The sequence below is a fragment of the Micrococcus sp. iso_239 genome (assembly GCF_056173395.1).
On record NZ_CM149672.1, the window covers coordinates 163,647 to 188,577 of the forward strand.

The window sequence follows — 24,931 nt, forward strand, 5'->3', positions numbered from 1 at the left end:
CGTCCGCCGCGCCGGCCCGCACCCTCGCGTGAGGGTGCGGGCCGGCGTCGTCCTCAGCCCTCCCGCTCCTCCTGGGCCTGGAGGAACTCGAAGACCTCACGCTCGTCCACACCGGGGAAGGTCTGCGTGGGCATGGCCGCCAGCAGATGCGCGTGCATGCGGGCCGCGGGCCACACGTGCCCGCCCCACGCGGCCTCGAGCTCGGGGTCGGGGCGGCGGCAGCAGCGCGGATCGGGGCACGTGGAGGTGACCCGGTGGCGGGTGTCCGCGCCGCGGAAGTACCGGGCATGCTCGAACGGGGTGCCCACGGAGAGGGCGAACAGCCCGTCGGGGCCGTTCTCGATCATCGAGGTGCACCAGAACGTCCCGTTGGGCGAGTCCGTGTACTGCGTGTGGGCGCGGAACCGGTCGTTGCGGGAGAAGGCCTGCCGTGCGCCCCACTTCCGGCACGCCTGCTGGCCCTCGATCGCACCGGTGTGGTCGGCGGGGAACACGATCCCGTCGTTCTCGTAGGCCTTGTGGATCACCCCGGTCTCGTGGACCTTCTGGAAGTGGCAGCGGATGCCCAGGTCCACGGTGGCCAGGTTGGTGAACCGGTGCGCGGCGGCCTCGTAGGAGACGCCGAACGCGTCCTTCAGGTCGTCCACGGACAGGTCCCGGCGCTTCTGGGCGGCCCGCAGCAGCGACGACGCCGCCCGCTGCGGCATGAGCAGCGCGCCCGCCAGGTAGTTCACCGCCACACGCTGGGCGAGGAAGTCCTCGTAGTCCCGCGGCTCGCCGTGGCCCAGGACGGCGGCGGCGAGGGCCTGGAGCACCACGGTGCGGCGGTCGTGGTCCGAGGAGCGGGAGCCGCTGATGTGGATGCGCCCGTGCTTGAGGTCCGTGACGGAGCGCGTGGAGTGCGGCAGGTCCGGGACGAAGCGCAGGGTGAAGCCGAGGTGCTCGGCCAGCTCCGAGACCGCGTGCAGGCCCAGCGGCCCGCCCGTGTGGCCGATCGCGTCGAGCAGTCGATGCGCCTCGGCCTCGAGATCGGGGTAGTGGTTGTCCACCGCGCGCATCCGGGCGCGCAGCTGGGCGTTGGCGCGGCGCGCCTCCTCGGGCGTGGCGGCCTGCTCCTCCAGACGACGGCGCAGCTCGGCCTCCAGCCCCGCGATCACCTCGAGGACCTCGGTGGGGGTGCGGGGCCCGATGCGCAGCGGCGGCAGGCCGAGGGAGGCGTAGTGCTCCGAGCGCGCGAACCGTTCGACCTCGATCTCCAGTTCGGCCCGACGGGTGGGGGCCCGGCCGGTCAGCAGGTCCTCGACCGGCACGCCCAGGACCTCCGCGATCCGCTGGACCAGCGAGAGCCGCGGCTCGCGGCGGGCGTTCTCCACGAGGGACAGGTGCGAGCCGCTGACTCCCGTGCGCTCCGCGAGCTGGTCCAGGGTGAGGCCGGCCTGCTTGCGCAGGTGCCGGACGCGGCGGCCCAGCGCGACGGTGTCCACGGTCGCGCTGTCCTCGGGAAGCGGGCGGGTCATCATGCGCGGAACTGTAGACGGAACCGGGGAGGAGATCACGTGTTTCGGAAAGAAAGTCACATTCTTGACAAGCGGGGGGCCGTTGCCGTGATCCATGCCACATGGGGGCGCAAGGACTGTCACGTTCTGACCCAGTGGCAGGAACGGCCGGAGTTTCCACCGATTTTGTGCTCCAGAGGGCCTTGCCCGGGGCCAAGGTGGATGTCAACGGCAGCGACGGACACGTCGCACCGAACCCTTCACGAACCGGACCGATCCTCAGGAGGACGCCATGACCACCCAGCCCCACCACTCCACTCCCGCCTCCGCCGAACAGCTCCAGCACGACTGGGACAACAACCCCCGCTGGGCCGGCGTCGAGCGCAGCTTCACCGCCGAGGACGTCGTCCGTCTCCGCGGCCGCATCCAGGAGGAGCACACGCTGGCCCGCCGCGGCGCCGAGAAGCTGTGGACCCAGCTGAAGGACGAGAACGCCCGCGGTGAGTTCACCAACGCCCTCGGCGCCCTCACCGGCAACCAGGCCGTCCAGCAGGTCAAGGCCGGGCTGCGCGCCATCTACCTCTCCGGCTGGCAGGTCGCCGCGGACGCCAACCTCTCCGGCCACACGTACCCGGACCAGTCCCTGTACCCGGCCAACTCCGTGCCGCAGGTGGTGCGCCGCATCAACAACGCCCTGCTGCGCGCGGACCAGATCGAGCACGCCGAGGGCGTCAGCAGCGTCGAGGACTGGCTCGTGCCGATCGTGGCCGACGCCGAGGCCGGCTTCGGCGGCCCGCTCAACGCCTACGAGCTCATGAAGTCGATGATCACCGCCGGCGCCTCCGGTGTGCACTGGGAGGACCAGCTGGCCTCCGAGAAGAAGTGCGGCCACCTCGGCGGCAAGGTGCTCATCCCCACCGGCCAGCACATCCGCACGCTCAACGCCGCCCGCCTGGCCGCCGACGTCGCCGACGTGCCCAGCGTGATCATCGCCCGCACCGATGCCGAGGCGGCCACCCTGATCACCTCGGACGTGGACGAGCGCGACGCCGAGTTCATCACCGGTGAGCGCACCGCGGAGGGCTTCTACAAGGTCCGCAACGGCGTCGAGCCCTGCATCGCCCGCGCCAAGGCCTACGCCCCCCACGCGGACCTGATCTGGATGGAGACCGGCACGCCGGACCTCGAGCTGGCCCGGAAGTTCGCCGAGGCCGTCAAGGCCGAGTTCCCGGACCAGATGCTGGCCTACAACTGCTCGCCGTCCTTCAACTGGAAGAAGAACCTCGACGACGACACCATCGCCAAGTTCCAGCGCGAGCTGGGCGCCATGGGCTACACCTTCCAGTTCATCACGCTGGCCGGCTTCCACGCCCTGAACCACTCGATGTTCGACCTGGCCAAGGGATACAACGAGCGCCAGATGTCCGCGTACGTCGAGCTGCAGGAGCGCGAGTTCGCCGACGAGGCCCGCGGCTACACCGCGACCAAGCACCAGCGCGAGGTCGGCACCGGCTACTTCGACGCCGTGTCCACCGCCATCAACCCGGACAGCTCCACGGTGGCCCTGGCGGGCTCCACGGAGTCCGGCCAGTTCCACTGATCCGCTCAGCCGAGACCGCGAGGAGGCAGTCCCATGAGCCCGCAGACCACGACCCCCACCCTGCACGAGATCCATGCCGACGACGTTCGGGAGCACACGCCCCTGCCGCATGACGTGAGCACCCAGGCCATCCCCGTCGTCATCCCCGAGGGCGCCGCCCCCGTGGTGACCGTCCACGGGCCGGTCGACGGGCGGCAGGCCGAGATCCTCACGGACGAGGCGCTGGCGTTCCTCGGCCGCCTGCACCGGCTGGCCGAGGACCGCCGCCGGCGGCTGCTCGAGGAGCGGGAGTACACCCGGCGCCGCATCACCGACGGCTGGAACCCGCACTACCTGCGGTCCACCCGCCGGGTCCGCGAGGACGACTCCTGGCGTGTGGCGCCGCTGGCCCCCGGCCTGCAGGACCGCCGCGTGGAGATCACCGGCCCCGTGGATCGGAAGATGACGATCAACGCCCTCAACTCGGGCGCCTCGGGCTGGCTCGCCGACTTCGAGGACTCCTCGACGCCGTCCTGGGACCGGATGCTGGACGGGCAGGTCAACCTGTTCGACGCGATCCGCGACCAGATCGACTTCACCTCCCCCGAGGGCAAGGAGTACCGGCTGCGCGAGCGCGAGCTCACGGACCGGCCGACCATCATCGTCCGCCCGCGCGGCTGGCACCTCCTCGAGGACCACATCCGCGTGGACGGCGAGCCGATGGCCGGCGCCCTCGTGGACTTCGGCCTGTACTTCTTCCACAACGCCGACGAGCTGATCCGCCGCGGCCACGGCCCGTACTTCTACCTGCCCAAGCTCGAGTCCCATCTCGAGGCGCGGCTGTGGAACTGCGTGTTCGTGGCGGCGCAGGACGAGCTGGGCATCCCCCAGGGCACCATCCGGGCCACCGTGCTGATCGAGACGATCACCGCGGCGTTCCAGATGGAGGAGATCCTGTACCAGCTGCGCAACCACGCCGCGGGCCTCAACGCCGGCCGCTGGGACTACATCTTCTCCATCATCAAGAACTTCCGGGACCGCGGGGCCGAGTTCGTCCTCCCGGACCGCTCGGAGGTGACCATGACCCAGCCGATGATGCGGGCCTACACGGAGCAGCTGGTCCGGGCCTGCCACCGGCGCGGCGCCTCGGCGATCGGCGGCATGTCCGCCGTGATCCCGGACCGCCGGAACGAGGAGGCCAACGCCGCCGCGCTGGAGAAGGTGCGCGCGGACAAGGCCCGCGAGGCCGGCGACGGCTTCGACGGCTCGTGGGTGGCGCACCCGGACCTCGTGCCGGTCGCCCGGGAGGAGTTCGACGCCGTGCTCGGCGAGGCCCCGAACCAGATCCGCACCCGCCGCCGCGAGGACGTGGTGCCGGACGAGGCCGCCCTGCTCGACGTCGCCGCGACCACGGGCTCGGTGACCGAGGCCGGCGTGCGGATGAACATCGAGGTCGGGATCCGCTACATCGAGTCCTGGCTGCGGGGGAACGGCGCCGCCGCGATCCACGGACTCATGGAGGACGCCGCCACGGCGGAGATCTCCCGGTCCCAGATCTGGCAGTGGGCACACAACGGCACCGGTGTGCAGCTGACCGAGGGCGGCGTGCGGACCGCCAACCGCGGCTGGATGGAGCAGCTGATCCGCGAGGAGCACGCTCGGATCCTCGCCGGCCCGCTGCCCGAGGGCCACCGGTTCGAGGACGCGGTGCGCGTGTTCTGCGAGTCGGCCCTGCCGCCGGAGTACCCGGCGTTCCTCACCCTGGGCGCGTACCGCCGGCACTTCGCCGGTCAGGACGACGCCGCGGCGAAGGCCTGATCCGCCGGGCCCCACGACGACGGCCGGTCACCTCACGAGGTGACCGGCCGTCGTCGTGCCGGGACGTCAGTCCCCGGACGTGGAGGGGGACGGCGAGGCCGAGGCCGAAGCCGACTTCGTCGGTGACGGGCTGGCCGACGCCGAGGCGGACGCCTCCGCGGCCCGCTGGGATTCGGCGGCCTCCCGCGCGGCACCCTGGAACGGCCGCGGCGGCTGGCCCGGGGCCACGGGGCCGGGGGCGCCCTCGGGGCGGTCGATCGTGGACTGGTTGTTCAGCAGCTCGTCGGGCACGCGGCCGGTGGGGATCTCCCGGGCCTGGGCCAGGGTCTCCTCGTCCATCTGCGCGTTCAGGAAGAACGGCGAGCTGAGCTTGATGACCTCCTGGAACTCACCGGCGTCCTTCAGCACGGTGTCCGCGAGGTGGTCGCGGGTCTCGGTGACGAGGGTGGTGCTCTGCGCGACCGGCGAGTTCTTCACCTGGGTGAGGCCGCCGTTGGCGTCCCCGAAGCCCTCCATGGAGCCCATGGTCACGGAGACCATCTCGCTGCCGTCCTCGGAGCAGGCCCACGCGGTGCGCTGGGGCAGCAGGGGGGCGCCGTCCTGGCCGCCGACCATGCCCGGACGGAGCAGGGCGAGCAGCCCCTTGCCGGTCTTCGGGTCGAACGTGTACTCGTCCGCCACGGCGGCGGGCTCCTCCTGGCACCACTCCAGGCGGGAGCCGTCGAGGTTGTGCTGGTAGTGGACCTGCGCCAGGGGCATGCCGGGGCTGTACTCGAAGTAGCCGTTGTAGACACAGGTGAGGAACTCGTGGGTCTCGTCCTGCGAGGCGAACAGCTGCACGATCTCGATGTTCGAGCTGTCCGGGATGTGCGTGGCGACGGCGTCCAGGGTGCGCTGGTCCAGGACGTCGCGCGTGCAGTCCATCACGGAGACGGTGTCGTTGCGGACCGCCGCCGTGTTCTTCCAGGCCTCGGTGGCGGCGCCGTCCTTGATGCCCGGGCCGACGGTCTCGAACGCCTGACGCGGCTCGGCGCGCGGGGTGCCCTCGGCGGACTCCGACGCGAGGGCCTCACGGACGCGGGACGCCGCGGCGGACGCGGGGTCGGTGGGGCTCTCCGTGGCCGAGCCGGCCGCGGCCGAGGCCGCCGATCCGCTGGGCGCCGCGGCGGTCGACGAGGCGGGCTCACCGGACTGGCCGGCCGAGCCGCAGCCGGCCAGGGCGAGGGCGAGGGCGGCGACGCCGACGGCCAGCGGGGCACGGCGGCGGGCGGGCGCGGGGTGGGTCATGGAGGCTCCTTCGACGGCATCGGCGGCCCGGCCCCGGGAGCGTGGGGCTGCGGACGGACGCTGCGCCTACGGTACCGGACCGTCCTGGACGCGGGGACGGCGATCCGTCCGGCGTCCGGCGCCGTCGATAGACTCGGCCGCGACCGCATCGTCCGCGAGGAGAAGAGGCATCCCATGTCCGAGTCCCTGATCGGCAAGAACCTGATGGAGCCGCCGGCCACGCGCCTGCCGGAGGAGCCGGAGGTGCTGGCCCGGCTCGAGGCAGGTGACCTGCCCGAGGACATCGTGCCGGTGGCGCCCGAGTCCTCCCTGGTGTGGGCGCTCATGGCGGAGGACGCGTGGGTCGAGGGCCGGACCGTGGACTCCTATGCGTACGCCCGCGTCGGCTACCACCGGGGTCTGGACGCGCTGCGCCGGGCGGGGTGGCGCGGCGCCGGCCCGGTGCCGTACGCCCACGAGCCCAACCGCGGCTTCCTGCGCGCCCTGTACGCGCTGGGCCGCGCGGCCGCCGGGATCGGGGAGTCCGAGGAGGTCGAGCGCATCCGCACCTTCCTGCGGGACTCGGACCCCACGGCCGCAGAGCAGATCGAGGCCGACCAGGGCCGCGCCCAGGGCTGAGCGGAGCCGTGGCCAAGCTCTACTTCCGCTACGGGGCCATGAACTCCGGCAAGTCCACGGGCCTGCTGCAGGCCGCCTTCAACTACGAGGAGCGCGGCCAGCGGGTGCTGCTGGCCAAGCCGGAGGTGGACGTGAAGGGGGAGGGCGACGTCGTCTCCCGCCTCGGTGTGACCCGCGCCGTGGACTTCCTCGTCCCGGCGGGCGCGGACGTGCGGGAGCTGTTCCGCCGGCACGCCACCGGTGACGACCCGGACGCCCTCGTGGGGCACGTGGAGGCCCCGCCCGTGGCGTGTCTGCTCGTGGACGAGGCACAGTTCCTCGAGCCGGCGCAGGTGGACGACCTGCTGCGCATCGCCGTGCTCGACGGCGTCCCCGTGATCGCCTACGGACTGCGCACCGACTTCCGCACCCGCTCCTTCCCGGGCTCCGCGCGGCTGCTGGAACTGGCGCACTCCCTCGAAGAGTTGAAGACCATCTGCCGGTGCGGCCGGAAGGCGGTGTTCAACACGCGCAAGGTCGTGGACCCGGCCACGGGCGCCGAGCACTTCGTGTTCGAGGGGGACCAGGTGGCGATCGACGGTGTTCAGGTGACTTACGAGTCTCTGTGCGGCACGTGCTACCTGGCCGAGTCCGGCGGTGCCCTGGGCTGAGGCGGCCATTGCCAGGCAACTGCCAGGCTGCGTGACGGCTGCGCCCATGCTCGGTTCGTACGGTGGAACCACTTCATCGAGGTGCGAGTGATGAAGGTGCGAGTGATGACAGGCGAAGGGCCCCGGTGATCCCGGGGTCCTTCGTCTGTCCGGACCCGGCCCGCATCGGCCGGCCGGCTCAGAGCGAGACGAGCAGGAGTGTGCCGCCGAAGACGAGCCCCGACGCGAGCAGCACGACCGTGGTGTACCCCAGGATGTCGCGCATCTTCAGGCCGGCGATCGCCAGAAGGGGGATCGCCCAGAACGGCTGGATCATGTTGGTCCACTGGTCGCCGTAGGAGACGGCCATGATGGTGATGGCCGGGTCCACGCCGAGCGCGTCGCCGGCCTGGAGCATGATCGGGCCCTGCACGGCGAACTGTCCGCCGCCGGAGGGGACGAAGAAGTTCACGAGGCCCGCGGCCAGGAACGCCAGCAGGCCGAACGTCACCGGGTTCGAGATCGCCACGAAGGCGTCCGAGAGCACCGCCACCAGGCCGGTGGTCGTCATCATGCCGAGGATGCCCGCGTAGAGGGGGAACTGCAGCAGGATCTCGCCCACGTTGGACGCGGCCGACTGGGTGAGGCCGATCAGCTCGTGCGGGCTGCGCACCAGCAGCAGGATCAGCGCGAGGAAGGACCAGTTGACGATGTCCAGGGTGAGGGTGCCGCCGCCGACGAAGTGCATCACCAGATAGATCACGAGCATGGCGCCGACGAGGAGCGTGGGGACACGGGAGGCGTCGAGACGGTCCGCCGGCGTCTCGATCTCCGGTGCGGACACCGCGTCCTGGTCCCGCGCGTCGATCTCCAGCTCCACGATCCGGTCCCCGGCGCGCGGGGCGACGAGGAACAGGGCCAGGGCCACGACGAGCACGGTCACCACGGCGGCGGTGATGTTCCACCAGGAGAAGGTGGTCTCCGAGACCGGGACCGTCCGGCCGCCCAGGCTCTCCGTGAGGAATGAACCGGGGGTGGCGGCCGTCAGCGGGCCGGAGCCCGAGTACCCCATGTGCCACACCACGAACCCGGAGAACCCGGCGGCCACCAGCATCGGGAAGTGCAGGACCAGCCCGCGCTCACGAGCCTGCGCCGCGACCTCCTTGGCCAGCAGCGCACCGACCACCAGGCCCAGGCCCCACGTGATGAGGGAGGCCGCCGCCGCCACCACGAACACGAAGATGTAGGCGGCCAGGGGCGTGCGGGGAATGCTGGCCAGCCGGGCGAGCAGGCGGCGCACCGGGCCGGTGTTCGCCAGGATGTGGCCGAGCATGAGCACGAGCGCCATCTGCGTGATGAACGCCAGCAGTCCGGACAGGCCGTCACCCCAGCCCACGACGACGTCGGCCGGCCCGGCCGGAGTGAGCAGCGAGGACCTCCTCTGTTGTGAGGCGGGCCTCGGCGCTGGAGATGGCCTAGGGCGTGTCTGAGAATGGCTCCAGGGACCCGCTGAGATCCGGGGAGCCATGTCCCGGTTGCACGTCGTCTCCGACGCCCGATCGGAGCTGATCGCCCCGCTGCTCCAGACCGCACGGGCCGGCAGGGTCGACCCTTCTCGGATGTCCGCACGATGGTCGAAGCGATCATCTGCCGGTGCAGGTGCGGGACTCCGTGGCGGGATCTGCCCGAGGTCAACGGGCCCTGGCAGACCGCGTGGACCTGGCATCGACGCAGGGTGTGGGCACTGGTCTGTCCGGGGGCTGACTCGAGGACTCTTGTTCGTACCCTGTCTGTCATGGCCACCCCTCTCCTGGAGCTCGCCGCGAGTCGAGGCGTCTGCTTCCCGCTGCGGACCCGCCGGCTGACCCTCACTCCGTTCCGGGGTCTCGATGCGCCCGCCGTGTGGAGCTTCTGCCGTCTCGAGCAGGTGTGGTCGTGGACCTCCGGCCGCCCGGAGAGTGAGAACGCGCTGCGCGAGTCCTACCTCGGGGCGGGGGACCGCCTCACCGTGCGGGCCGGAGACGTCATTGTCGGTGTCGGGAAGGTCGCGGTGCGGGACGCGTGGAGTCAGGGCGGCCCGCGGGAGGAAGGCCGGGACGCCCAGGCCGAGATCGGCTGGACGATCGATCCGCGCCAGGCCGGGCAGGGCTATGGCACCGAGCTTGCGCGAGCCCTGCTGGGCTTCGCGTTCGACGATCTGGGTGTGCGACGCGTGGAGGCTCATGCCTTCGCGGACAACGCTCCGAGTCTGCGCATCATGGAGAAGGTGGGGATGCGTCACGAGGGCACGTTCAAGGAGGAGTCTCTGCATCTCACGCGCGGCTGGGTGGATGGTGCCACCTACGCGATGCTCGCCTCGGAGTTCCATTCGCCCCTTACGCAGGAGTGATCCCGGCGGCCACGACCGCATGATCTGCCGCTCCACCGCCGAGGGCCGTGTGCCAGCAGGGGGCTGTGAGCCGGGTGGGGAATGAGCGTGAGTGGCGGTGGCGCATCGGTGTGGCACCTGCCCTGGTGGGTTCGGCTGGTGTGTTCGCGGGGCTGCGGCAGGATCTGGGACTGGGGTGGGGTTTGACGCTGGTGGCCGTCACGGCCCTCGGGGCGATGCTCGCCTTGCGAGGGGTGCATCACCGGGTCGAGGCGGAGCAGGCTCGCCGCAACGTGTTTGACGCCGGAGCCGGCTCCACCGCGTGGGTGATGCTGCTGATGGGGGCCGCGGTCATTCCGGGGCTGGTGCTGAACGCGATCGACGACGCCGGCGTCCGGGCGGTCGTGGCCGGTCTGCTCGGCGCGGTGCTCGCTGCCGCCGCCCACGGCATCCTCGCGGCGACGACGACGCTCGAGGAGCAGCCCCGGCCCGAGCCGGTCCCTCTGGACCGGCGCAGGCGCTGACGTCGGGGTCATGGCCCCCGCTCCTGAACACTGTTCAATGAACACTGTTAGAGTCCCTCGGGTCAGACCCGCCCGGGGCCGAGCCCCGCCCACCGAAGAGGCCCGCATGACCGCCACCCAGGACGCCGCCGCCGTCGACCCCCGCCCCGCCGCCCTCGACCCCGAGGCCCTCGTGGACCGCGTCGAGGCGGGCCACCGCCTCACCGCTGAAGAGGCCGTCGCTGTGCTGGACGCCCCGGACGCGGACACGTTCCGCATCGTCGCGGCGGCCTCGCGCCTGCGCGAGAAGCACTTCGGCCGCACGGTCAAGGTCAACTACCTGGTCAGCCTCAAGACCGGCCTCTGCCCGGAGAACTGCACCTACTGCTCCCAGCGTCTCGGCACCGAGGCCGAGATCCTGCGCTACACGTGGCTCAAGCCGGAGGAGGCCGTCCGCCAGGCGGGCCTGGGCATCGCCGGCGGCGCCTCGCGCGTGTGCATGGTGGCCTCCGGCACCGGTCCCACGGACCGCGACGTCGACCGCGTGGCCGGCATGGTCGGCGACCTCAAGGCCCAGCACCCGGACGTCGAGGTGTGCGCGTGCCTCGGCTTCCTCAAGGACGGTCAGGCCGAGAAGCTCAAGGACGCCGGCGTCGACGCCTACAACCACAACCTCAACACGGCCGAGTCCCACTACGAGTCCATCTGCACCTCCCACACCTACGAGCAGCGCGTGGACACCGTGCAGCGGGCCGGCGCCGCCGGCCTGTCCTCCTGCAGCGGCCTGATCGCGGGCATGGGGGAGACGCACGAGCAGCTCGTCGAGGCCGTCCTCGCGCTCCGCGACCTGGACTCCGACTCCATCCCCGTCAACTTCCTCATGCCCTTCGACGGCACCCCGCTGCAGGGCCACCAGCAGCTCACCCCGCTCGAGTGCCTCCGGATCCTCGCCATGGTCCGCCTGGCCTGCCCGGACAAGGAGCTGCGCATCGCCGGCGGCCGCGAGATGCACCTGCGTTCCCTGCAGCCGGTCGGCCTGCAGGTGGCCAACTCGATCTTCCTCGGCGACTACCTCACCTCCGAGGGCCAGGACGCCGAGGCGGATCTGCAGATGATCGCCGACGCCGGCTTCACCGTGCTCGGCGCCGAGGAGCGTGCGCGGCGGGCCACGGCCGACGACGGCGCCCCGGCCGGCGGCTGCTGCGCCGGCACGGACGGCGCCGGCTCGTGCGGCTCCGGTGCGGCCGTCGCCTCGGAGGCCGGGGCCGCGGAGGACGCCCGACCCGACACGGGCGCCGAGGGCACCGTGAAGCCCGAGCTGCGCCGCCGGGGCGCGGGCACGGCCGAGCCCGCCAACGCCTGAACGCGCCGTGACCGCCCCCGCTGAAGCCGGCCTCCTCGACCGCGACGCCGCCCACCTCTGGCACCCCTACGGGGCCGCCGGCGCCCGCCAGCTCTACGCCGTGCGCGGTGCCCGGGGCGTCCACCTCGACCTCGAGGGGCCGGGCGGGGAGCGTCACCGCGCCATCGACGCGATGGCGTCCTGGTGGTCCGTGGTGCACGGGCACGGGCACCCCGCGCTCGTCGAGGCCCTGACCCGGCAGGCCGCGGCCTTCCCGCACGTCATGTTCGGCGGGCTCACGCACGCGCCCGCCGTCGACCTGGCGGAACGGCTCGTCGCGCACACCCCCGCCGCGCTCGAGCACGTGTTCCTCGCCGACTCCGGCTCGGTCTCGGTGGAGGTCGCGCTCAAGCTCGCCCTCCAGTACCAGGCGACGCGCGGCCGGCCCAGCCGCCGCCGATTCCTCACGGTCCGCGGCGGCTACCACGGGGACACCGCCGCGCCCATGGGCGTGTGCGATCCCGTGGACGGCATGCACGCGGCCTTCACCTCGCTCGTGGCTCGGCATCTGTTCCTGCCCCGCCCGCCGGCGGCACGCTGGGTGCCCGAGGGCTTCGCCGCGGCACCCACGGCACCCGACGCCGCTCCGGCCGGCCACTGGGAGGCCGACGACGCCGCCCTCGCCGCGTGGGAGGACGAGGCCCGCGCCTTCACCGCCGCGCATGCGGACGAGATCGCCGGCGTGATCCTTGAACCCGTGCTCCAGGGGGCGGGGGGCATGCGCGTCTACGACCCGCGCTGCCTCACCGTGCTGCGCGAGCTGTGCGACGAGCACGGGCTCCTGCTCATCGCCGACGAGATCGCCACTGGCTTCGGCCGCACCGGCCGCTGGCTCGCGTGCGAAGGGGCCGGCGTCGCCCCGGACGTGCTGTGCCTCGGCAAGGCGCTCACCGGCGGCACCATGACGGGCGCGGCCATGCTGTGCACCGCCGAGGTCGCCGAGACGGTCTCCCGGCGGGAACGGGGCATGCCCGGGGCTCTCCTGCACGGGCCCACGTTCATGGGCAACCCGCTGATGTGCGCGGTCGCCTCCGCGTCCCTCGACCTGCTCACCGACCCGCGCGACGGCTGGGCCGCCCAGGTGCCCCGCGTCGAGGCCGGGCTGCGCGCCGGGCTGGCGGCGGCCGCCGACCTGCCCGCGGTCACCGACGTACGGGTCCTGGGTGCGGTCGGCGTCGTGGAGCTGGACCGGACCGTGGACGTCGAGCCCGTCACTCGGGCCGCCGTCGCCCGCGGTGCGTGGGTGCGCCCCTTCCGGCGGCTGGTGTACGTGATGCCGCCCTACGTGAGCACCGACGACGACGTCGCCACGATCTGCGCGGCCGTCACCGGGGCCGTCGAGGAGGTCTGCGCATGAGCACCGCCGAGGCCGGCGCGGCCACGAGCACGCCCGCCGACCCCTGGTCCTCGTGGCTGGGCTCCCGGGCCGCCGTCCGCGCGCGCCGCGGCCTGGAGCGCCGCGCCGAACCGCCGGAGCCGGGCGCGCCGTCGTCGGACGTCGTGGACCTGGCCGCCAACGACTACCTGGGCCTGGCCGCCCACCCGGACGTGCGGGCCGCCGCCGCGCGCGTCGCCACCGAGGGACCGGTCGGGGCGCGGGCCTCCCGCGTCGTCACGGGGACGCATCCCGCGCACGCCGACCTCGAGTCCGCCGCCGCCGCGCTGGCCGGCGCGGATGCCGCCCTCGCCTTCTCCTCCGGCTACACCGCGAACCTCGGCGTCCTCGGCGCCCTGGCCGGGCCGGGCACTGCCTTCCTCCTGGACGAGCACGCCCACGCGAGCCTGCGCGACGGCACCGCCCTCGCCGCCACCGCCCGCTCAGGGGCGTTCGCCCCCCTGCCGGGCGCGTCGGTCACCACGGTGGAGCACAACAGCGTGCCCGCCTTCCGGGCCGCCCTCGGCCGGCTGCGCGCCGAAGGGCGGGCGCGACGGATCGTGCTGGTGGTCGAGTCCCTGTACTCCGTGCTGGGGGACGAGGCCGACCTGCCTGCCCTGGCCGCCCTGGCCGCCGAACACGGCGCCCTGCTCGTGGTGGACGAGGCCCACTCGCTCGGCGTGGTCCCCGGCGGCAGCCGCACGGGCGCCCTGGGACTGTGGGCGGGGCAGGCGCCCGTCGTGGTCACCGCCACCTGCTCGAAGGCCCTCGGCGGCCAGGGCGGTCTGGCCCTGTTCGGCGGGCCCGCCGCGCGGTCCTGGCGCGACCACGTGCTCAACACCGCCCGCACCTTCGTCTTCGACACGGCCCTGGCCCCCGTGCTCGCCGCCTCCGCGGCGGCCGCCTGCCGGATCGCCGCCACGGGGGAGCCCGCGGCACGGCTCGCGCGGGCCCGGGAGACGGCCGTGGACGTCTTCACCCGCCGGACCGAGCTGGCCGGGCACGTGGAGGTCGGGGCGGGCGCCGTCCACTCGATCCGCATGCCCGGACCGGAGCAGGCCGTCGCCGCGGCCGCGGAGCTGCGCGCGCACGGCGTCCTCGTGGGATGCTTCCGCCCGCCCAGCGTGCCCGACGGCATCGCCCGCCTCCGCGTGAGCGTGACCACCGCCGTCCCCGAGCCCCGGCTGCGGGCGGCGCTGGAGGCGGTGGCGAGCGTGGCCGCCCGGGCGTGGGGCGCGTCCACGGGCTGCCCGTTCGCCCACGGCGACCCGCGGCCGGAGGCCGTGCGCGGCGACCACCTGCGGATCTCCGATCCCGCCGACCTGCGGCGCGTGCTCACCGACCCCGGGACGTTCGCCTCGGACAACGCCCTCACGGCGGTCGTCCCGCTGAGCGGCCCGGCCCGCCGCATCCTCGCCGCCGCCCGCTTCCGGCTGCCGCCCGTGCTCGCCTCCGCCGGCGGGGAGGAGCACCGGGCGGTGCGTCGCGTCGTGGCGCCGTTCTTCTCCCCGGCGAAGGTGCGCGAAGCCCGCGGCCGGATCCTCGCGACCACCCGGACGGCCCTCACGGCCGCCCTCGCAGACACCGGCCGCGCAGGCGGGGCCGTGGACCTGGCGACCACCGTGGCGGCAGCGGTCCCGGCGCGCGTGATGTCCGCCCTGACCGGCGTGCCCAACCCGCCCGAGGCGCAGCTGCACCGCTGGAGCGCCGACTCCCTCGAACTGTTCTGGGGCTGGCCGGACGAGGACCGCCAGCTGCGGCTCGCCCGCTCCGCCGCCGACTTCCACCGGTGGCTGCGCGGGGCCGTCGTCGAGGCGCGCGGGGACGACGCACAGCCCGGCAACCTGTTCGCGGCGCTGCACGAGGCCGGCGTCGACGACGAGCGGATCGTCTCCCTCGGCTACTTCCTGGTGATCGCCGGGCAGGAGACCACCCGGCTGCTCATCTCCACCGCGCTCACCCGCGCCCTGGCCGACCCCGCCCGCTGGGCCGCGCTCGGCGCCGGGGCGGACGGGGGCGCCGGAGCCGATGCGGCGGAGGCGGCCGCGGCCGAGCTCGTGGCCGAGTGCCTCCGGACGAGCTCCTCGGTGCCCACCTGGCGGCGCCTCGCCACGGCGGACGTCCGCGTCGGCGAGCACGAGGTCCGCGCCGGCGACGAGCTCCTGCTGCACCTCAGCGGCGAACAGCACGACGACGCCCGGCTCGCCTTCGGCTTCGGCCTGCATCGCTGCCTCGGGGCCGGGCTCGCGGAGCTCGAGACCGCCCTCGTGGTCCGCGAGGTCGCCCGCCTGCTGCCGGACGCCCGGCTCACCGGGCCGCCGGCGACGTGGCTGCGCCTGCTCTCCTTCCAGGCGCCGCAGCACGTGCTCGTGACGCCCGGACCGTGGCACGGCGGCGAGGACATCCGAATCGAGCAGAGTGGAGTGGACACATGCGCATCGAGGTCGTGACCGGCACGGACACGGACGTCGGCAAGACGTGGGGCACCGCCGCGCTCGCGGCCCGTGCCCTGGTGGCCGGGCTCCGCGTGCACGTGGACAAGCCGGTGCAGACGGGCGTCGCACCGGGGGAGGCCGGCGACGTCGAGACCGTCCGGGACCTGGTGGCCGCGGCCGCCGCATCCGGCGCGCTCGACGCCGCCGCTCCGGCCCGCCTGACCGTGTCCGAGGGGGCGCGGGTCGGCCCCGCGATGGCCCCCGTGGACGCGGTCGCCCACGCGGGGGAGGGGACGCCCCCTCTGCCGCCTCTGGGTGAGCAGCTGGGCCGGTGGCGTGGCCTCGCCGCGGGCGTCGACCACCTGCTCATCGAGGGCGCCGGCGGGATCACCGTGGCGTGGACCGAGGCCGACGAGGGGCCTGTGGACGCCGTGCGCGCGCTGCGGGCGGCCGGGCTCGACGCGGGGTTGACGGTCGTGGCGCGCCCCGGGCTGGGCACGCAGAACCACGCGCGCCTCACGGTGGAGCACGCCGCCGCCCGTGGCGTGGCGCCGGAGCGGATCCTCGTCAGCGGCGTGGCCGCGGACCCAGACCCCGTCGAGCGGGCCAACCTCGTGTTCCTGGCCCGCCTGGCCGGCGCCCACGGGGCGGTGCTGGAGACGGTGCCGCGGGGCACCCCGCCGCGCGTCATGTCGGTGCGTTGACCGCCGTCGTCGGGAGCGTGCTCAGCGAACGGCGCGGATCCGCCGCACCACGCACACCACGATCACCGCGAGACCGGTGAGGGCGCTGACGGCCACGAGGGCGAGGCCGCCCACGAGGCCGACGTCCATCGCGGTGCTCTTGCCGAGCAGGTCCATGAGCACCGGGGTCGTGGCGCCGGAGTCCGGGTGGTCGCCGCCGTCGGGGAAGATGATCGCGGCCAGCGCGAAGGACCCCCAGGAGATGCCCAACAGCGTGTGCAGCAGGCGCCCCAGCCGGATGCCGCCCCGCTGCTCATCCTGCGGGTTCACGCGGGGCAGGAGGAACAGGCTCCCCACCATGAGCACGAGGGCGAGTTCGTGGGGCAGGGCGCCGAAGACCATGTAGATGACCGTCATCCAGCCGTTCGCGCCGAAGTTGGAGCGCAGGGCGAGCGCGATCAAGGGCAGCGCGAGGAGGGCCAGCGCCCACGGCAGCACGGCCCAGGGGCGCCACGTGCCCACGCTCGGGCCCTTGCGGGTGGGGGTCGGGGAGGCGAAGTCCGAGTGCTGGGTGCCGGGCGCTGCGGTGCTCATGGCGCCAGCGTAGCCAGGGGGTGGCATCCGTCACGCTGGTAGGATTCGGGGGTACGGCCTCCGTGCGCACCGCAAGGGGGCGTTTTCCATGTACGGGCCGGTCCGGGACGACCCGCGGCCCTGAGGAGAGATGCAGATGCCAGCGATCGCGATCGTCGGAGCCCAGTGGGGCGACGAGGGCAAGGGCAAGGCCACCGACCTGCTGGGCGGGCGAGTGGACTACGTCGTCAAGCCGAACGGCGGCAACAACGCCGGGCACACCGTCGTCGTCAACGGGGAGAAGTTCGAGCTCAAGCTGCTGCCCGCCGGCATCCTCTCGCCCAACGCGGTGCCGGTGATCGGCAACGGCGTGGTGGTGAACCTGGAGGCGCTGTTCGAGGAGATCGACGGGCTCGAGTCCCGCGGCCACTCGTGCGAGCACCTGAAGATCTCCGCCAACGCCCACCTCGTGGCGCCGTACCACCAGACCATGGACAAGGTGACCGAGCGGTTCCTGGGCAAGCGCGCGATCGGCACCACCGGCCGCGGCATCGGCCCCACCTACATGGACAAGGTGGCCCGCCTGGGCATCCGCGTGCAGGACATCTTCGACGAGTCGATCCTGCGCCAGAAGATCGAGGGCGCCCTGCGGCAGAAGAACGAGCTGCTGGTGAAGCTCTACAACCGCCGCGCCGTGACCGTGGACGAGATCGCCGAGTACTTCCTGGGCTACGCGGACCGCCTGCGCCCCATGGTCGTGGACTCCGTGAACCTGCTCAACGACGCCCTGGACGAGGGCAAGGTGGTGCTCATGGAGGGCGGCCAGGCCACCTACCTGGACGTGGACCACGGCACCTACCCGTTCGTGACCTCGTCCAACCCGACCGCCGGCGGCGCGGCCGTGGGCGCGGGCATCGGCCCCACCCGCTTCTCCCGGACCATCGGCATCGTGAAGGCCTACACCACGCGCGTCGGCGCCGGCCCGTTCCCCACGGAGCTCTTCGACGAGATGGGCGAGCAGCTGCGCACCACCGGCGGCGAGTTCGGCGTGAACACCGGCCGCCCGCGGCGCACCGGCTGGTACGACGCCGTCATGGCGCACTACGCCGCGCGGATCAACGGCTTCACGGACTACTTCCTCACCAAGCTGGACGTGCTCACCGGCATCGAGAAGATCCCGGTGTGCGTGGCCTACGAGGTGGACGGCGTGCGCCACGACCGCATGCCCATGACTCAGACCGAGTTCCATCACGCGAAGCCGGTCTACGAGCTCTTCGACGGGTGGACCGAGGACATCTCGGGCGCCCGCGCGTTCACGGACCTGCCGCTGAACGCCCAGCGCTACGTAGAGGCCCTCGAGAAGCTCTCCGGGTGCCGGATCTCCGCGATCGGTGTGGGCCCGGGCCGCGACCAGGTGGTCCAGGTCCGGGACCTCATCCAGGACTGACCCGGCCCACCGCCCCTCCCCCGCCTGCACTTTCGAACGTGAAAGAGGGCGAATGGGCGCTTTCGAACGTGAGATAGGGCCTATCTCACGTTCGAAAGCGCCCGGGGGTTCGCCGGGTCAGTCGGCCAGGCGGCCCGTGGTCGGGAAGCGCTCCCACACGCGGTGCGCGGGCAGCAGATCCGTCAGCCGGCTGACGGCGGAGGCGCCGTCCGCCGCGGACTCGACGCCCTTGCCGGACACCTGGGCGGCCGCGAGGACGGCCTCCGCCGGCTCGAGGGCGAGGATCGCCTTGGAGTGGCGCCACATCTCCTGCAGCACCTTGACGACGCGCGGGTCCACCGCCTCGGAGTCGGCGGCGCCGGCCTTCTGGTCCAGGCTGGGGGCGGCGTCAGCGGCGGGGGCCGCCGGCGAGGCCACGACCACGGCATCCAGCTCGATGGACGCGGCGGTCAGGTAGGTCCGCTGGGCCACGATCTCCCCGGCCACGGGGCCGCCCTTCGGCGCGATGACCAGCGGGACCATGCCCGCACCGTGGATGCCCTGCACGAGGGCGTCCAGCTCCTTCTCGTCCACGGACTCGCCCACCACGACGCCGACCTGACGGCCGTCGAGCGGCCACGCCCCGCCGATCTGGGACAGCACGGGGGAGGGCTGCACGTCGGCCGGGGTCTCGGTCGGCGCGGGAACGGGGATGCCCAGGCCGTCCGCGACCTGCTGGGCCAGTCGCGTGTCGATCGCGGCGAGGTGGGCCAGCTGGCGCTCGCGGATGGTCTGCTCGTAGCACTTGCCCAGCTCGAACGTGTACGCCTGCGCCACGTGCTCGCGCTCCACCTCGGAGAGGGAGAGGAAGAACAGGCGCGCCTGCGAGAAGTGGTCGTCGAAGGAGGCGGCGTGCGCGCGCTCCTTCACCGACGCCGGCAGCGGCTCCGGGTGCTCGATGAACGCGTGGTCGTCCGCGGGGGTCTCGTACGGCAGGCCGCCGTCGAGCGAGTTGGGCCGGTACGGCGCCACGCCGCGATGCACGGCGCTCTGGTGGAAGCCGTCACGCAGCATGTCGTTGACCGGGGCGTGCGGGCGGTTGATGGGCAGCTGGGTCCAGTTCGGCCCGCCGAGGCGGGTGAGCTGCGTGTCCAGGTAGGAGAAGAGGCGGCCCTGCAGGAGCGGGTCGTTGGTGACGTCGATGCCGGGCACGAGGTTGGCCGGGTTGAAGGCCACCTGCTCCGTCTCCGCGAAGTAGTTGGAAGGGTTGGCGTTCAGCGTCATGCGGCCGAGGGGTTGCACGGGGGCGAGCTCCTCCGGGACCAGCTTCGTGGGGTCGAGCAGGTCGATGCCCTCGAACATCTGCTCCTCGTTGTCCTCGAACACCTGCACGCCGAGCTCCCACTCGGGGAAGGCGCCGGCCTCGATCGCGTCGGCGAGGTCACGCCGGTGGAAGTCCGGGTCCATGCCGTTGGTGAGCAGCGCCTCCTCCCAGGTCACGGAGTGCACGCCGAGCATCGGCTTCCAGTGGAACTTGACCAGCACGGTGGAGCCGTCCGCCGCGATCAGGCGGTAGGTGTGGACGCCGAAGCCCTCCATCATGCGGTAGGAGCGCGGGATGCCGCGGTCGGACATGTTCCACAGGGTGTGGTGCTGGGCCTCGGTGTGCAGGGACACGAAGTCCCAGAACGTGTCGTGCGCGGACTGCGCCTGCGGGATCTCGCGGTCCGGGTGCGGCTTCACCGAGTGCACCACGTCCGGGAACTTGATGGCGTCCTGCACGAAGAACACGGGGATGTTGTTGCCCACCAGGTCCCACGTGCCCTCGTCCGTGTAGAACTTGGTGGCGAAGCCGCGGGTGTCGCGGGCCAGGTCCATGGAGCCGCGGGAGCCGGCCACGGTGGAGAAGCGGACGAACACCTCCGTCTCCTTGTCCTTGGCGAACAGCCCGGCCCGGCTGATCTTCGCGGCGGTGCCGTAGCCGCGGAACACGCCGTGGGCGCCGGCGCCGCGGGCGTGGACCACGCGCTCGGGGATGCGCTCGTGGTCGAAGTGGCTGAGCTTCTCCCGCAGGTGGTGGTCCTGCAGCAGGGTGGGGCCGCGGCGGCCGGCCTTGAGCGAGTGGTCCGAGTCCTGCAGGCGGACGCCGTGCGCGGTGGTCAGGTACGGGCAGCCCTGCGCGGCGGTCGCGGGGTCGGCGCCGGTGTCCTGGCCGGTGGGGGAGACCTGTGCCGGACCGCGCTGGTCCGGGGCCGGCGCGGCCACGGGCTGGTCCGGGTGGGTGAGGGCGGTGTGCTCCTCGAGGTCGGGGGTGATCGGCCCCGGCGTGCCGGGGATGTCGGGCTGCTGGGTGGTCATCGCGTCTGCTCCTGTGGTGTCGACGTGCCGCGCGGTGCCGCGCGGATCCGGGGCGGAGGACGACGGCGGCCGATGCGGGCCGACGTCGTGCCCGGCTTCCAGCGTGGCGGCTGGCCCCGGCGCTGACCAGGGCTGACGGCCACCGGCAGGGGCCTGGCTACCCTGGGGGCATGAGGATCAGCGTCGGACAGTTCGGGCCCGTGGGCGACGTCGAGGAGAACCTGGCCGTGATGGCCCGCCTCGCCGCCCGCGCCGCGGGCGAGGGGGCGGACCTCCTGGTGCTGCCCGAGGAGGCCATGCTCGGGGCCCGCGAGGTGGGGGAGGAGTTCCCCGACGCCGTCGCCGCGGCCTGGGAGCCGTTCGCCGCGGGCCTGGCCGCGCTGGCGCGGGAGCACGGGATCGCCGTCGTCGCGGGCGGCTACGAGCCGGGACCGGACCGGCGTCCCTACAACACGCTGCTGGCGGTGGGCGCGGACGGCGCCCGGCTGGGTGCGTACCGCAAGCTCCACCTCTACGACGCGTTCGCGCATCGCGAGTCGGACCGGATCACCCCCGGCGACGGCGGCGTCGCGGCGATCGAGCTCGGCGGGCTCCGCCTGGGCCTGCTCACCTGCTACGACCTGCGCTTCCCCGAGCTGTCCCGGCGTCTCGCGGTGGAGGGGGCGGACGTGCTCGTGATCCCCGCGGCGTGGTTCTCCGGCGAGCACAAGGTGGAGCACTGGCGCACCCTGCTCAAGGCCCGTGCGGTGGAGAACACGGTGTGGGTGGCCGCGGCGGACACGTGCTCGGACGGCACCGTGGGCCACTCGATGATCGTGGACCCGCTGGCGCTGCCCGTCGCCGAGCTCGCCGACGAGCGGGAGGCCGTGGTGACCGCGGAGGTCACCCGCGAGCGGATCGACGAGGTCCGGGAGTTCCTCCCCTCGCTCGCCAACCGCCGCACCGACGTCCTCTGAGCCGCCCCCGCCCGGCGGACGGGTCACCATTACCCCCTCGGGCTGGGAAAAGCCTAAAATCACGTCAGACGTGCAACCAGACGGGCGCCCTGGCGCCCGGAACGCGCCCCGCCCGGGGCGGGACGGGAGATCAGAGATGACCATCAACGCCGACGGCAGCCACGCCGTCCAGCCCCACACCGCGAACGCCCACACCGCCCCGGCCCGCCCCGTGCGCCACGCCGTGGTGGAGGAGGAGGTGCTCGAGCCGCTGCGCCCGGTGGACGGCTGGGGCTTCACCAACCGCGTCATCCTCCTCTCGGTGCTCGTCGTGATCATCGGCGACGTCGTGCGCGTGCTCACCGGCGGCCTGGGTGATCCGAACGGCTCCGTGGCGCTGGGCGAGACCGGCCGCGGCTGGGTCGTGCTGGTGCAGTCGTTCATGTTCGGCCTGGTGGGCGGCGCCCTGGCGGGCGCGGCCGGCTACCTGGTCGTGCTGCTGATGGGCGGGGCCGCCCGCTCCGTCGTGCGCTACGTGGTCGGCGGCGTGGTCGGCGGCTTCCTCGGTGCCGTGGGCCTGTTCGCGGTGTTCTCCAACACCGTCCTCTACGGGTCGGGCGTGCACCTGTTCTGGATGCTGCCGGTGGCCGGCCTGCTCGGCGGCCTCTGGGCGGGCGTCGTCTCCTCCCGCCGCTGATCCCGGACCCGGCGCCTCGGGCGCCGGGCACAGAGAAAGGCCCCGGTTCCGGCTCTCGCCGGGCCCGGGGCCTTCTCCGTCATCACTCGCACCTTCGATGAGGTGGCTTCAGCCTACGAACTCGCCTTGGGCTTTCCAGGGGAGTCGGCTGGGCTTTCCCTGGGAGTGTCCGCCGCCCCGAGCAGGTGCGCCAGCTCGTCGGTGGCGGCGACGAGGGCCGCCCCGCACCGGTCCGCCAGCTCGTCCGTGCAGCGGTAGGCCGGCACGAGTGTGCTGAGCGCACCGACCACCGTGCCCGCCACGCTGATGGGGGCGGACAGCGAGGTGACGTCCTTCTCCACGGAACGGGTGCGCAGCGTGTAGTCCCCCGCGGCCACGCTGCCGCGCAGGGCGTCGCCCACGGCCGTGCCCGCCAGGGGGACGGTGCGTCCGACCCAGTTCGTGTGGCGGACCGAGTGCGTGCCCTCCACGATCGCCAGGTAGACGGCGGAGTCCGGAGGGGTCGTCACCGAGAGGTAGACGGATTCGCCCGTGGCGGCCACGACGTGGTCCATCGGCCCGCGGGCCAGCTGCACGAGCGAGTCCCGGGAGAAGGCCCGCGCCCCGAGCTGGATGAGGCGCACGCCGGGGCGGTAGGCGCCGTCGTCGTCGCGGGCAACGAAGCCGGATCCCTCGAGGCTGCGCAGCAGGCGCAGCGCCGTGGACGCCGGCAGCTCCGTGGCGCGGGCGGCCTCGGTCAGGCTCAGCCGGGGCTGCTCGGTGACGGCGGCGAGCAGGTCCAGGGCCCGGTCCACGGTGCGCGTCGAGGCGGTGGGGGTGGTGGTCATGAGAGGGAGCGTAACGGGTGCGGGACGCGCGGATCGGGCTTGCGCGTGAGCCGAGTCACTGTTTCAATGTTCGGAAAGTGCATGCCGAGCCGTGAAATCACCGGGGCCACCCGTCCCGGCGGCGCACGCACCCCGTCGAGAGGAACTGCCATGGCCGTGGGCTTCACCCAGCACGACCCGTCCCGCACCATCCGCGCCCCGCGCGGCACCGAGCTCTCCGCCAAGTCCTGGCAGACCGAGGCCCCGCTGCGGATGCTCATGAACAACCTGGACCCCGAGGTCGCCGAGCGTCCCGAGGACCTCGTCGTCTACGGCGGCACCGGCCGTGCGGCCCGCTCCTGGGAGGCCTACGACGCCATCGTCGCCACCCTCAAGGACCTCGAGGAGGACGAGACCCTCCTGGTGCAGTCCGGCAAGCCGGTGGGCGTGTTCCGCACCAACAAGTGGGCCCCGCGCGTGCTGATCGCCAACTCCAACCTGGTGGGCGACTGGGCCGACTGGAAGACCTTCCGCGAGCTCGAGGCCGAGGGCCTGACGATGTACGGCCAGATGACCGCCGGCTCGTGGATCTACATCGCCACCCAGGGCATCCTGCAGGGCACCTACGAGACCTTCGCCGCGATCGGCCGCAAGCGCTACGACGGCTCCCTCAAGGGCACCCTGACCCTCACCGGCGGCTGCGGCGGCATGGGCGGCGCCCAGCCCCTGGCCGTCACCCTCAACGGCGGCGTCTGCCTGATCGTGGACGTCTCGGAGGACCGCCTGCGCCGCCGCATGGGCAAGCGCTACCTGGACGAGGTGGAGACGGACATCGACAAGGCCGTCGAGCGCGTCATGCAGGCCAAGCGCGACGGCGAGGCCGTCTCCGTGGGCCTCGTGGGCAACGCCGCCGAGGTGTTCCCCGAGCTGCTCGAGCGCCAGAAGGCCGGCACCGTCGAGATCGACATCGTCACCGACCAGACCTCCGCGCACGACCCGCTGTCCTACCTGCCGATCGAGATCGACGAGAAGGACTGGCACGCCGAGGCCGAGGCCGACCCGGACACCTTCACCAAGAAGGCCCAGGAGTCCATGGCCCGCCAGGTCGAGGCCATGGTCGGCTTCCAGGACATCGGCGCCGAGGTGTTCGACTACGGCAACTCCATCCGCGACGAGGCCCGCAAGGCCGGCTACTCCCGCGCGTTCGAGTTCCCGGGCTTCGTCCCGGCCTACATCCGCCCGCTGTTCTGCGAGGGCCTCGGCCCGTTCCGCTGGGCCGCGCTCTCCGGCGACCCGGAGGACATCCGCGTGACCGACGAGGCCCTGAAGGAGCTGTTCCCCGAGAACGAGCACCTGCACCGCTGGCTCGACGGCGCCGCCGAGTTCGTGGAGTTCGAGGGCCTGCCGGCCCGCATCTGCTGGCTGGGCTACGGCGAGCGCCACAAGGCCGGCCTGCTCTTCAACCAGCTCGTGGCCGAAGGCAAGGTCAAGGCGCCGATCGTGATCGGCCGCGACCACCTCGACTCCGGCTCCGTGGCCTCCCCGTACCGCGAGACCGAGTCCATGCTGGACGGCTCCGACGCGATCGCCGACTGGCCGCTGCTCAACGCGCTGACCGCCACCTCCTCGGGTGCCACCTGGGTGTCGATCCACCACGGCGGCGGCGTCGGCATCGGCCGGTCCATCCACGCCGGCCAGGTGGGCGTGGCCGACGGCACCGAGCTGGCCGCGGCCAAGCTCGAGGCGCTGCTCACCAACGACCCGGGCATGGGCGTCATCCGCCACGTCGACGCCGGCTACTCCCGCGCCGCCGAGGTGGCGAAGGAGCGCGGCGTCCGTGTGCCCATGGAGGCCACGATCCGGGACTGACCCCGGTCACGTCGTCGGACGACGACGGTGCCGCCGCGCCGTCGCCGTCCGACGACTTCACCGCCGCGAGCCGG

Annotated in this window: 19 protein-coding genes and 2 pseudogenes; 15 read left to right on the plus strand and 6 right to left on the minus strand. The window is 73.1% G+C overall.

The window, feature by feature from the left end; translation table 11 throughout:
* Positions 1 to 53: 53 nt before the first annotated feature.
* Positions 54 to 1,520: a helix-turn-helix domain-containing protein gene (locus AC0VX2_RS00775; RefSeq protein ID WP_044658650.1), complete on the minus strand. Its 1,467-nt coding sequence runs from the start codon at positions 1,518 to 1,520 to the stop codon at positions 54 to 56.
* A gap of 268 nt (positions 1,521 to 1,788) precedes the next feature.
* Between AC0VX2_RS00775 and aceA the strand changes: the two genes are divergently transcribed.
* Positions 1,789 to 3,096: an isocitrate lyase gene (gene aceA / locus AC0VX2_RS00780; RefSeq protein WP_012750705.1), complete on the plus strand. Its 1,308-nt coding sequence runs from the start codon at positions 1,789 to 1,791 to the stop codon at positions 3,094 to 3,096.
* A 33-nt stretch (positions 3,097 to 3,129) separates the two neighbouring features.
* The gene (gene aceB, locus AC0VX2_RS00785; RefSeq protein ID WP_080772563.1) at positions 3,130 to 4,893 is read left to right on the plus strand and encodes a malate synthase A; all 1,764 of its coding nucleotides are present in this window, start codon (positions 3,130 to 3,132) and stop codon (positions 4,891 to 4,893) included.
* A gap of 66 nt (positions 4,894 to 4,959) precedes the next feature.
* Here aceB and AC0VX2_RS00790 read toward each other — a convergent pair whose 3' ends face one another.
* Positions 4,960 to 6,180, minus strand: a complete 1,221-nt coding sequence (locus AC0VX2_RS00790; RefSeq protein ID WP_141843450.1) for a hypothetical protein — start codon at positions 6,178 to 6,180, stop codon at positions 4,960 to 4,962.
* A gap of 174 nt (positions 6,181 to 6,354) precedes the next feature.
* Between AC0VX2_RS00790 and AC0VX2_RS00795 the strand changes: the two genes are divergently transcribed.
* Complete coding sequence (locus AC0VX2_RS00795; protein WP_129867025.1) at positions 6,355 to 6,798, plus strand: DUF3151 domain-containing protein; 444 nt, start codon at positions 6,355 to 6,357, stop codon at positions 6,796 to 6,798.
* Positions 6,799 to 6,806: 8 nt separating this feature from the next.
* Positions 6,807 to 7,448 (plus strand): thymidine kinase, encoded by a 642-nt coding sequence (locus tag AC0VX2_RS00800; RefSeq protein ID WP_010079593.1) that lies wholly within the window; start codon positions 6,807 to 6,809, stop codon positions 7,446 to 7,448.
* 178 nt (positions 7,449 to 7,626) lie between these two features.
* On the opposite strand, the pseudogene AC0VX2_RS00805 reads toward AC0VX2_RS00800, so the two are convergent.
* Positions 7,627 to 8,856, minus strand: a pseudogene (locus AC0VX2_RS00805) (short-chain fatty acid transporter); the annotation flags it as partial.
* A gap of 97 nt (positions 8,857 to 8,953) precedes the next feature.
* Between AC0VX2_RS00805 and AC0VX2_RS00810 the strand changes: the two are divergent.
* The 7 genes and pseudogenes from AC0VX2_RS00810 to bioD form a co-directional block, all read left to right on the plus strand.
* Positions 8,954 to 9,159, plus strand: a pseudogene (locus AC0VX2_RS00810) (transposase); the annotation flags it as partial.
* A 63-nt stretch (positions 9,160 to 9,222) separates the two neighbouring features.
* A complete protein-coding gene (locus tag AC0VX2_RS00815) occupies positions 9,223 to 9,816 on the plus strand; it encodes a GNAT family N-acetyltransferase (RefSeq protein WP_223247570.1) in 594 nt (197 codons plus the stop codon).
* A gap of 110 nt (positions 9,817 to 9,926) precedes the next feature.
* Positions 9,927 to 10,319 (plus strand): hypothetical protein, encoded by a 393-nt coding sequence (locus tag AC0VX2_RS00820; protein WP_122055055.1) that lies wholly within the window; start codon positions 9,927 to 9,929, stop codon positions 10,317 to 10,319.
* Positions 10,320 to 10,425: 106 nt separating this feature from the next.
* On the plus strand, positions 10,426 to 11,661 hold the full coding sequence (bioB, locus tag AC0VX2_RS00825) for a biotin synthase BioB (protein WP_144819926.1): 1,236 nt from the start codon (positions 10,426 to 10,428) through the stop codon (positions 11,659 to 11,661).
* A 7-nt stretch (positions 11,662 to 11,668) separates the two neighbouring features.
* Positions 11,669 to 13,057, plus strand: coding sequence for an adenosylmethionine--8-amino-7-oxononanoate transaminase (gene bioA / locus AC0VX2_RS00830; protein ID WP_122054884.1), 1,389 nt, complete (start codon positions 11,669 to 11,671; stop codon positions 13,055 to 13,057).
* Positions 13,054 to 15,525, plus strand: a complete 2,472-nt coding sequence (locus AC0VX2_RS00835; RefSeq protein WP_223247495.1) for an aminotransferase class I/II-fold pyridoxal phosphate-dependent enzyme — start codon at positions 13,054 to 13,056, stop codon at positions 15,523 to 15,525. The genes bioA and AC0VX2_RS00835 overlap by 4 nt, the downstream gene beginning before the upstream one ends.
* Positions 15,507 to 16,214 (plus strand): ATP-dependent dethiobiotin synthetase BioD, encoded by a 708-nt coding sequence (bioD, locus tag AC0VX2_RS00840; protein WP_020624969.1) that lies wholly within the window; start codon positions 15,507 to 15,509, stop codon positions 16,212 to 16,214. Before AC0VX2_RS00835 ends, bioD begins: the two co-directional genes overlap by 19 nt.
* Positions 16,215 to 16,235: 21 nt before the next feature.
* On the opposite strand, the gene AC0VX2_RS00845 is transcribed toward bioD, so the two are convergent.
* On the minus strand, positions 16,236 to 16,787 hold the full coding sequence (locus AC0VX2_RS00845) for a hypothetical protein (protein WP_122054886.1): 552 nt from the start codon (positions 16,785 to 16,787) through the stop codon (positions 16,236 to 16,238).
* 136 nt (positions 16,788 to 16,923) lie between these two features.
* Between AC0VX2_RS00845 and AC0VX2_RS00850 the strand changes: the two genes are divergently transcribed.
* Positions 16,924 to 18,213 carry an adenylosuccinate synthase gene (locus tag AC0VX2_RS00850; protein ID WP_098094805.1) on the plus strand — a complete coding sequence of 430 codons (1,290 nt, stop codon included), beginning with the start codon at positions 16,924 to 16,926 and terminating at the stop codon, positions 18,211 to 18,213.
* 117 nt (positions 18,214 to 18,330) lie between these two features.
* On the opposite strand, the gene AC0VX2_RS00855 is transcribed toward AC0VX2_RS00850, so the two are convergent.
* Positions 18,331 to 20,550 carry a catalase gene (locus tag AC0VX2_RS00855; protein ID WP_396729228.1) on the minus strand — a complete coding sequence of 740 codons (2,220 nt, stop codon included), beginning with the start codon at positions 20,548 to 20,550 and terminating at the stop codon, positions 18,331 to 18,333.
* 170 nt (positions 20,551 to 20,720) lie between these two features.
* Between AC0VX2_RS00855 and AC0VX2_RS00860 the strand changes: the two genes are divergently transcribed.
* Both AC0VX2_RS00860 and AC0VX2_RS00865 read left to right on the plus strand, forming a co-directional pair.
* The gene (locus AC0VX2_RS00860; RefSeq protein WP_043279483.1) at positions 20,721 to 21,506 is read left to right on the plus strand and encodes a carbon-nitrogen hydrolase family protein; all 786 of its coding nucleotides are present in this window, start codon (positions 20,721 to 20,723) and stop codon (positions 21,504 to 21,506) included.
* A gap of 136 nt (positions 21,507 to 21,642) precedes the next feature.
* Positions 21,643 to 22,182, plus strand: coding sequence for a hypothetical protein (locus AC0VX2_RS00865; protein WP_020624964.1), 540 nt, complete (start codon positions 21,643 to 21,645; stop codon positions 22,180 to 22,182).
* A gap of 113 nt (positions 22,183 to 22,295) precedes the next feature.
* Here the strand turns inward: AC0VX2_RS00865 and AC0VX2_RS00870 are convergent, their stop codons facing one another.
* Complete coding sequence (locus AC0VX2_RS00870; protein ID WP_020624963.1) at positions 22,296 to 23,009, minus strand: IclR family transcriptional regulator; 714 nt, start codon at positions 23,007 to 23,009, stop codon at positions 22,296 to 22,298.
* Positions 23,010 to 23,159: 150 nt separating this feature from the next.
* Here AC0VX2_RS00870 and hutU point away from each other — a divergent pair, with 150 nt between their 5' ends.
* Positions 23,160 to 24,857: a urocanate hydratase gene (hutU, locus tag AC0VX2_RS00875; RefSeq protein ID WP_020624962.1), complete on the plus strand. Its 1,698-nt coding sequence runs from the start codon at positions 23,160 to 23,162 to the stop codon at positions 24,855 to 24,857.
* The last annotated feature ends 74 nt before the right edge of the window (positions 24,858 to 24,931 follow it).

Bases quoted from the DNA above. Each gene is read 5' to 3' on its own strand.
- AC0VX2_RS00865 (WP_020624964.1), top strand. From the start codon at position 21,643: ATGACCATCAACGCCGACGGCAGCCACGCCGTCCAGCCCCACACCGCG.
- aceA (WP_012750705.1), top strand. From the start codon at position 1,789: ATGACCACCCAGCCCCACCACTCCACTCCCGCCTCCGCCGAACAGCTC.
- AC0VX2_RS00790 (WP_141843450.1), bottom strand. From the start codon at position 6,180: ATGACCCACCCCGCGCCCGCCCGCCGCCGTGCCCCGCTGGCCGTCGGC.
- AC0VX2_RS00860 (WP_043279483.1), top strand. From the start codon at position 20,721: ATGAGGATCAGCGTCGGACAGTTCGGGCCCGTGGGCGACGTCGAGGAG.
- AC0VX2_RS00795 (WP_129867025.1), top strand. From the start codon at position 6,355: ATGTCCGAGTCCCTGATCGGCAAGAACCTGATGGAGCCGCCGGCCACG.
- bioB (WP_144819926.1), top strand. From the start codon at position 10,426: ATGACCGCCACCCAGGACGCCGCCGCCGTCGACCCCCGCCCCGCCGCC.
- AC0VX2_RS00850 (WP_098094805.1), top strand. From the start codon at position 16,924: ATGCCAGCGATCGCGATCGTCGGAGCCCAGTGGGGCGACGAGGGCAAG.
- AC0VX2_RS00845 (WP_122054886.1), bottom strand. From the start codon at position 16,787: ATGAGCACCGCAGCGCCCGGCACCCAGCACTCGGACTTCGCCTCCCCG.
- AC0VX2_RS00815 (WP_223247570.1), top strand. From the start codon at position 9,223: ATGGCCACCCCTCTCCTGGAGCTCGCCGCGAGTCGAGGCGTCTGCTTC.
- AC0VX2_RS00835 (WP_223247495.1), top strand. From the start codon at position 13,054: ATGAGCACCGCCGAGGCCGGCGCGGCCACGAGCACGCCCGCCGACCCC.
- bioD (WP_020624969.1), top strand. From the start codon at position 15,507: ATGCGCATCGAGGTCGTGACCGGCACGGACACGGACGTCGGCAAGACG.
- AC0VX2_RS00775 (WP_044658650.1), bottom strand. From the start codon at position 1,520: ATGATGACCCGCCCGCTTCCCGAGGACAGCGCGACCGTGGACACCGTC.
- AC0VX2_RS00870 (WP_020624963.1), bottom strand. From the start codon at position 23,009: ATGACCACCACCCCCACCGCCTCGACGCGCACCGTGGACCGGGCCCTG.
- aceB (WP_080772563.1), top strand. From the start codon at position 3,130: ATGAGCCCGCAGACCACGACCCCCACCCTGCACGAGATCCATGCCGAC.
- AC0VX2_RS00855 (WP_396729228.1), bottom strand. From the start codon at position 20,550: ATGACCACCCAGCAGCCCGACATCCCCGGCACGCCGGGGCCGATCACC.
- hutU (WP_020624962.1), top strand. From the start codon at position 23,160: ATGGCCGTGGGCTTCACCCAGCACGACCCGTCCCGCACCATCCGCGCC.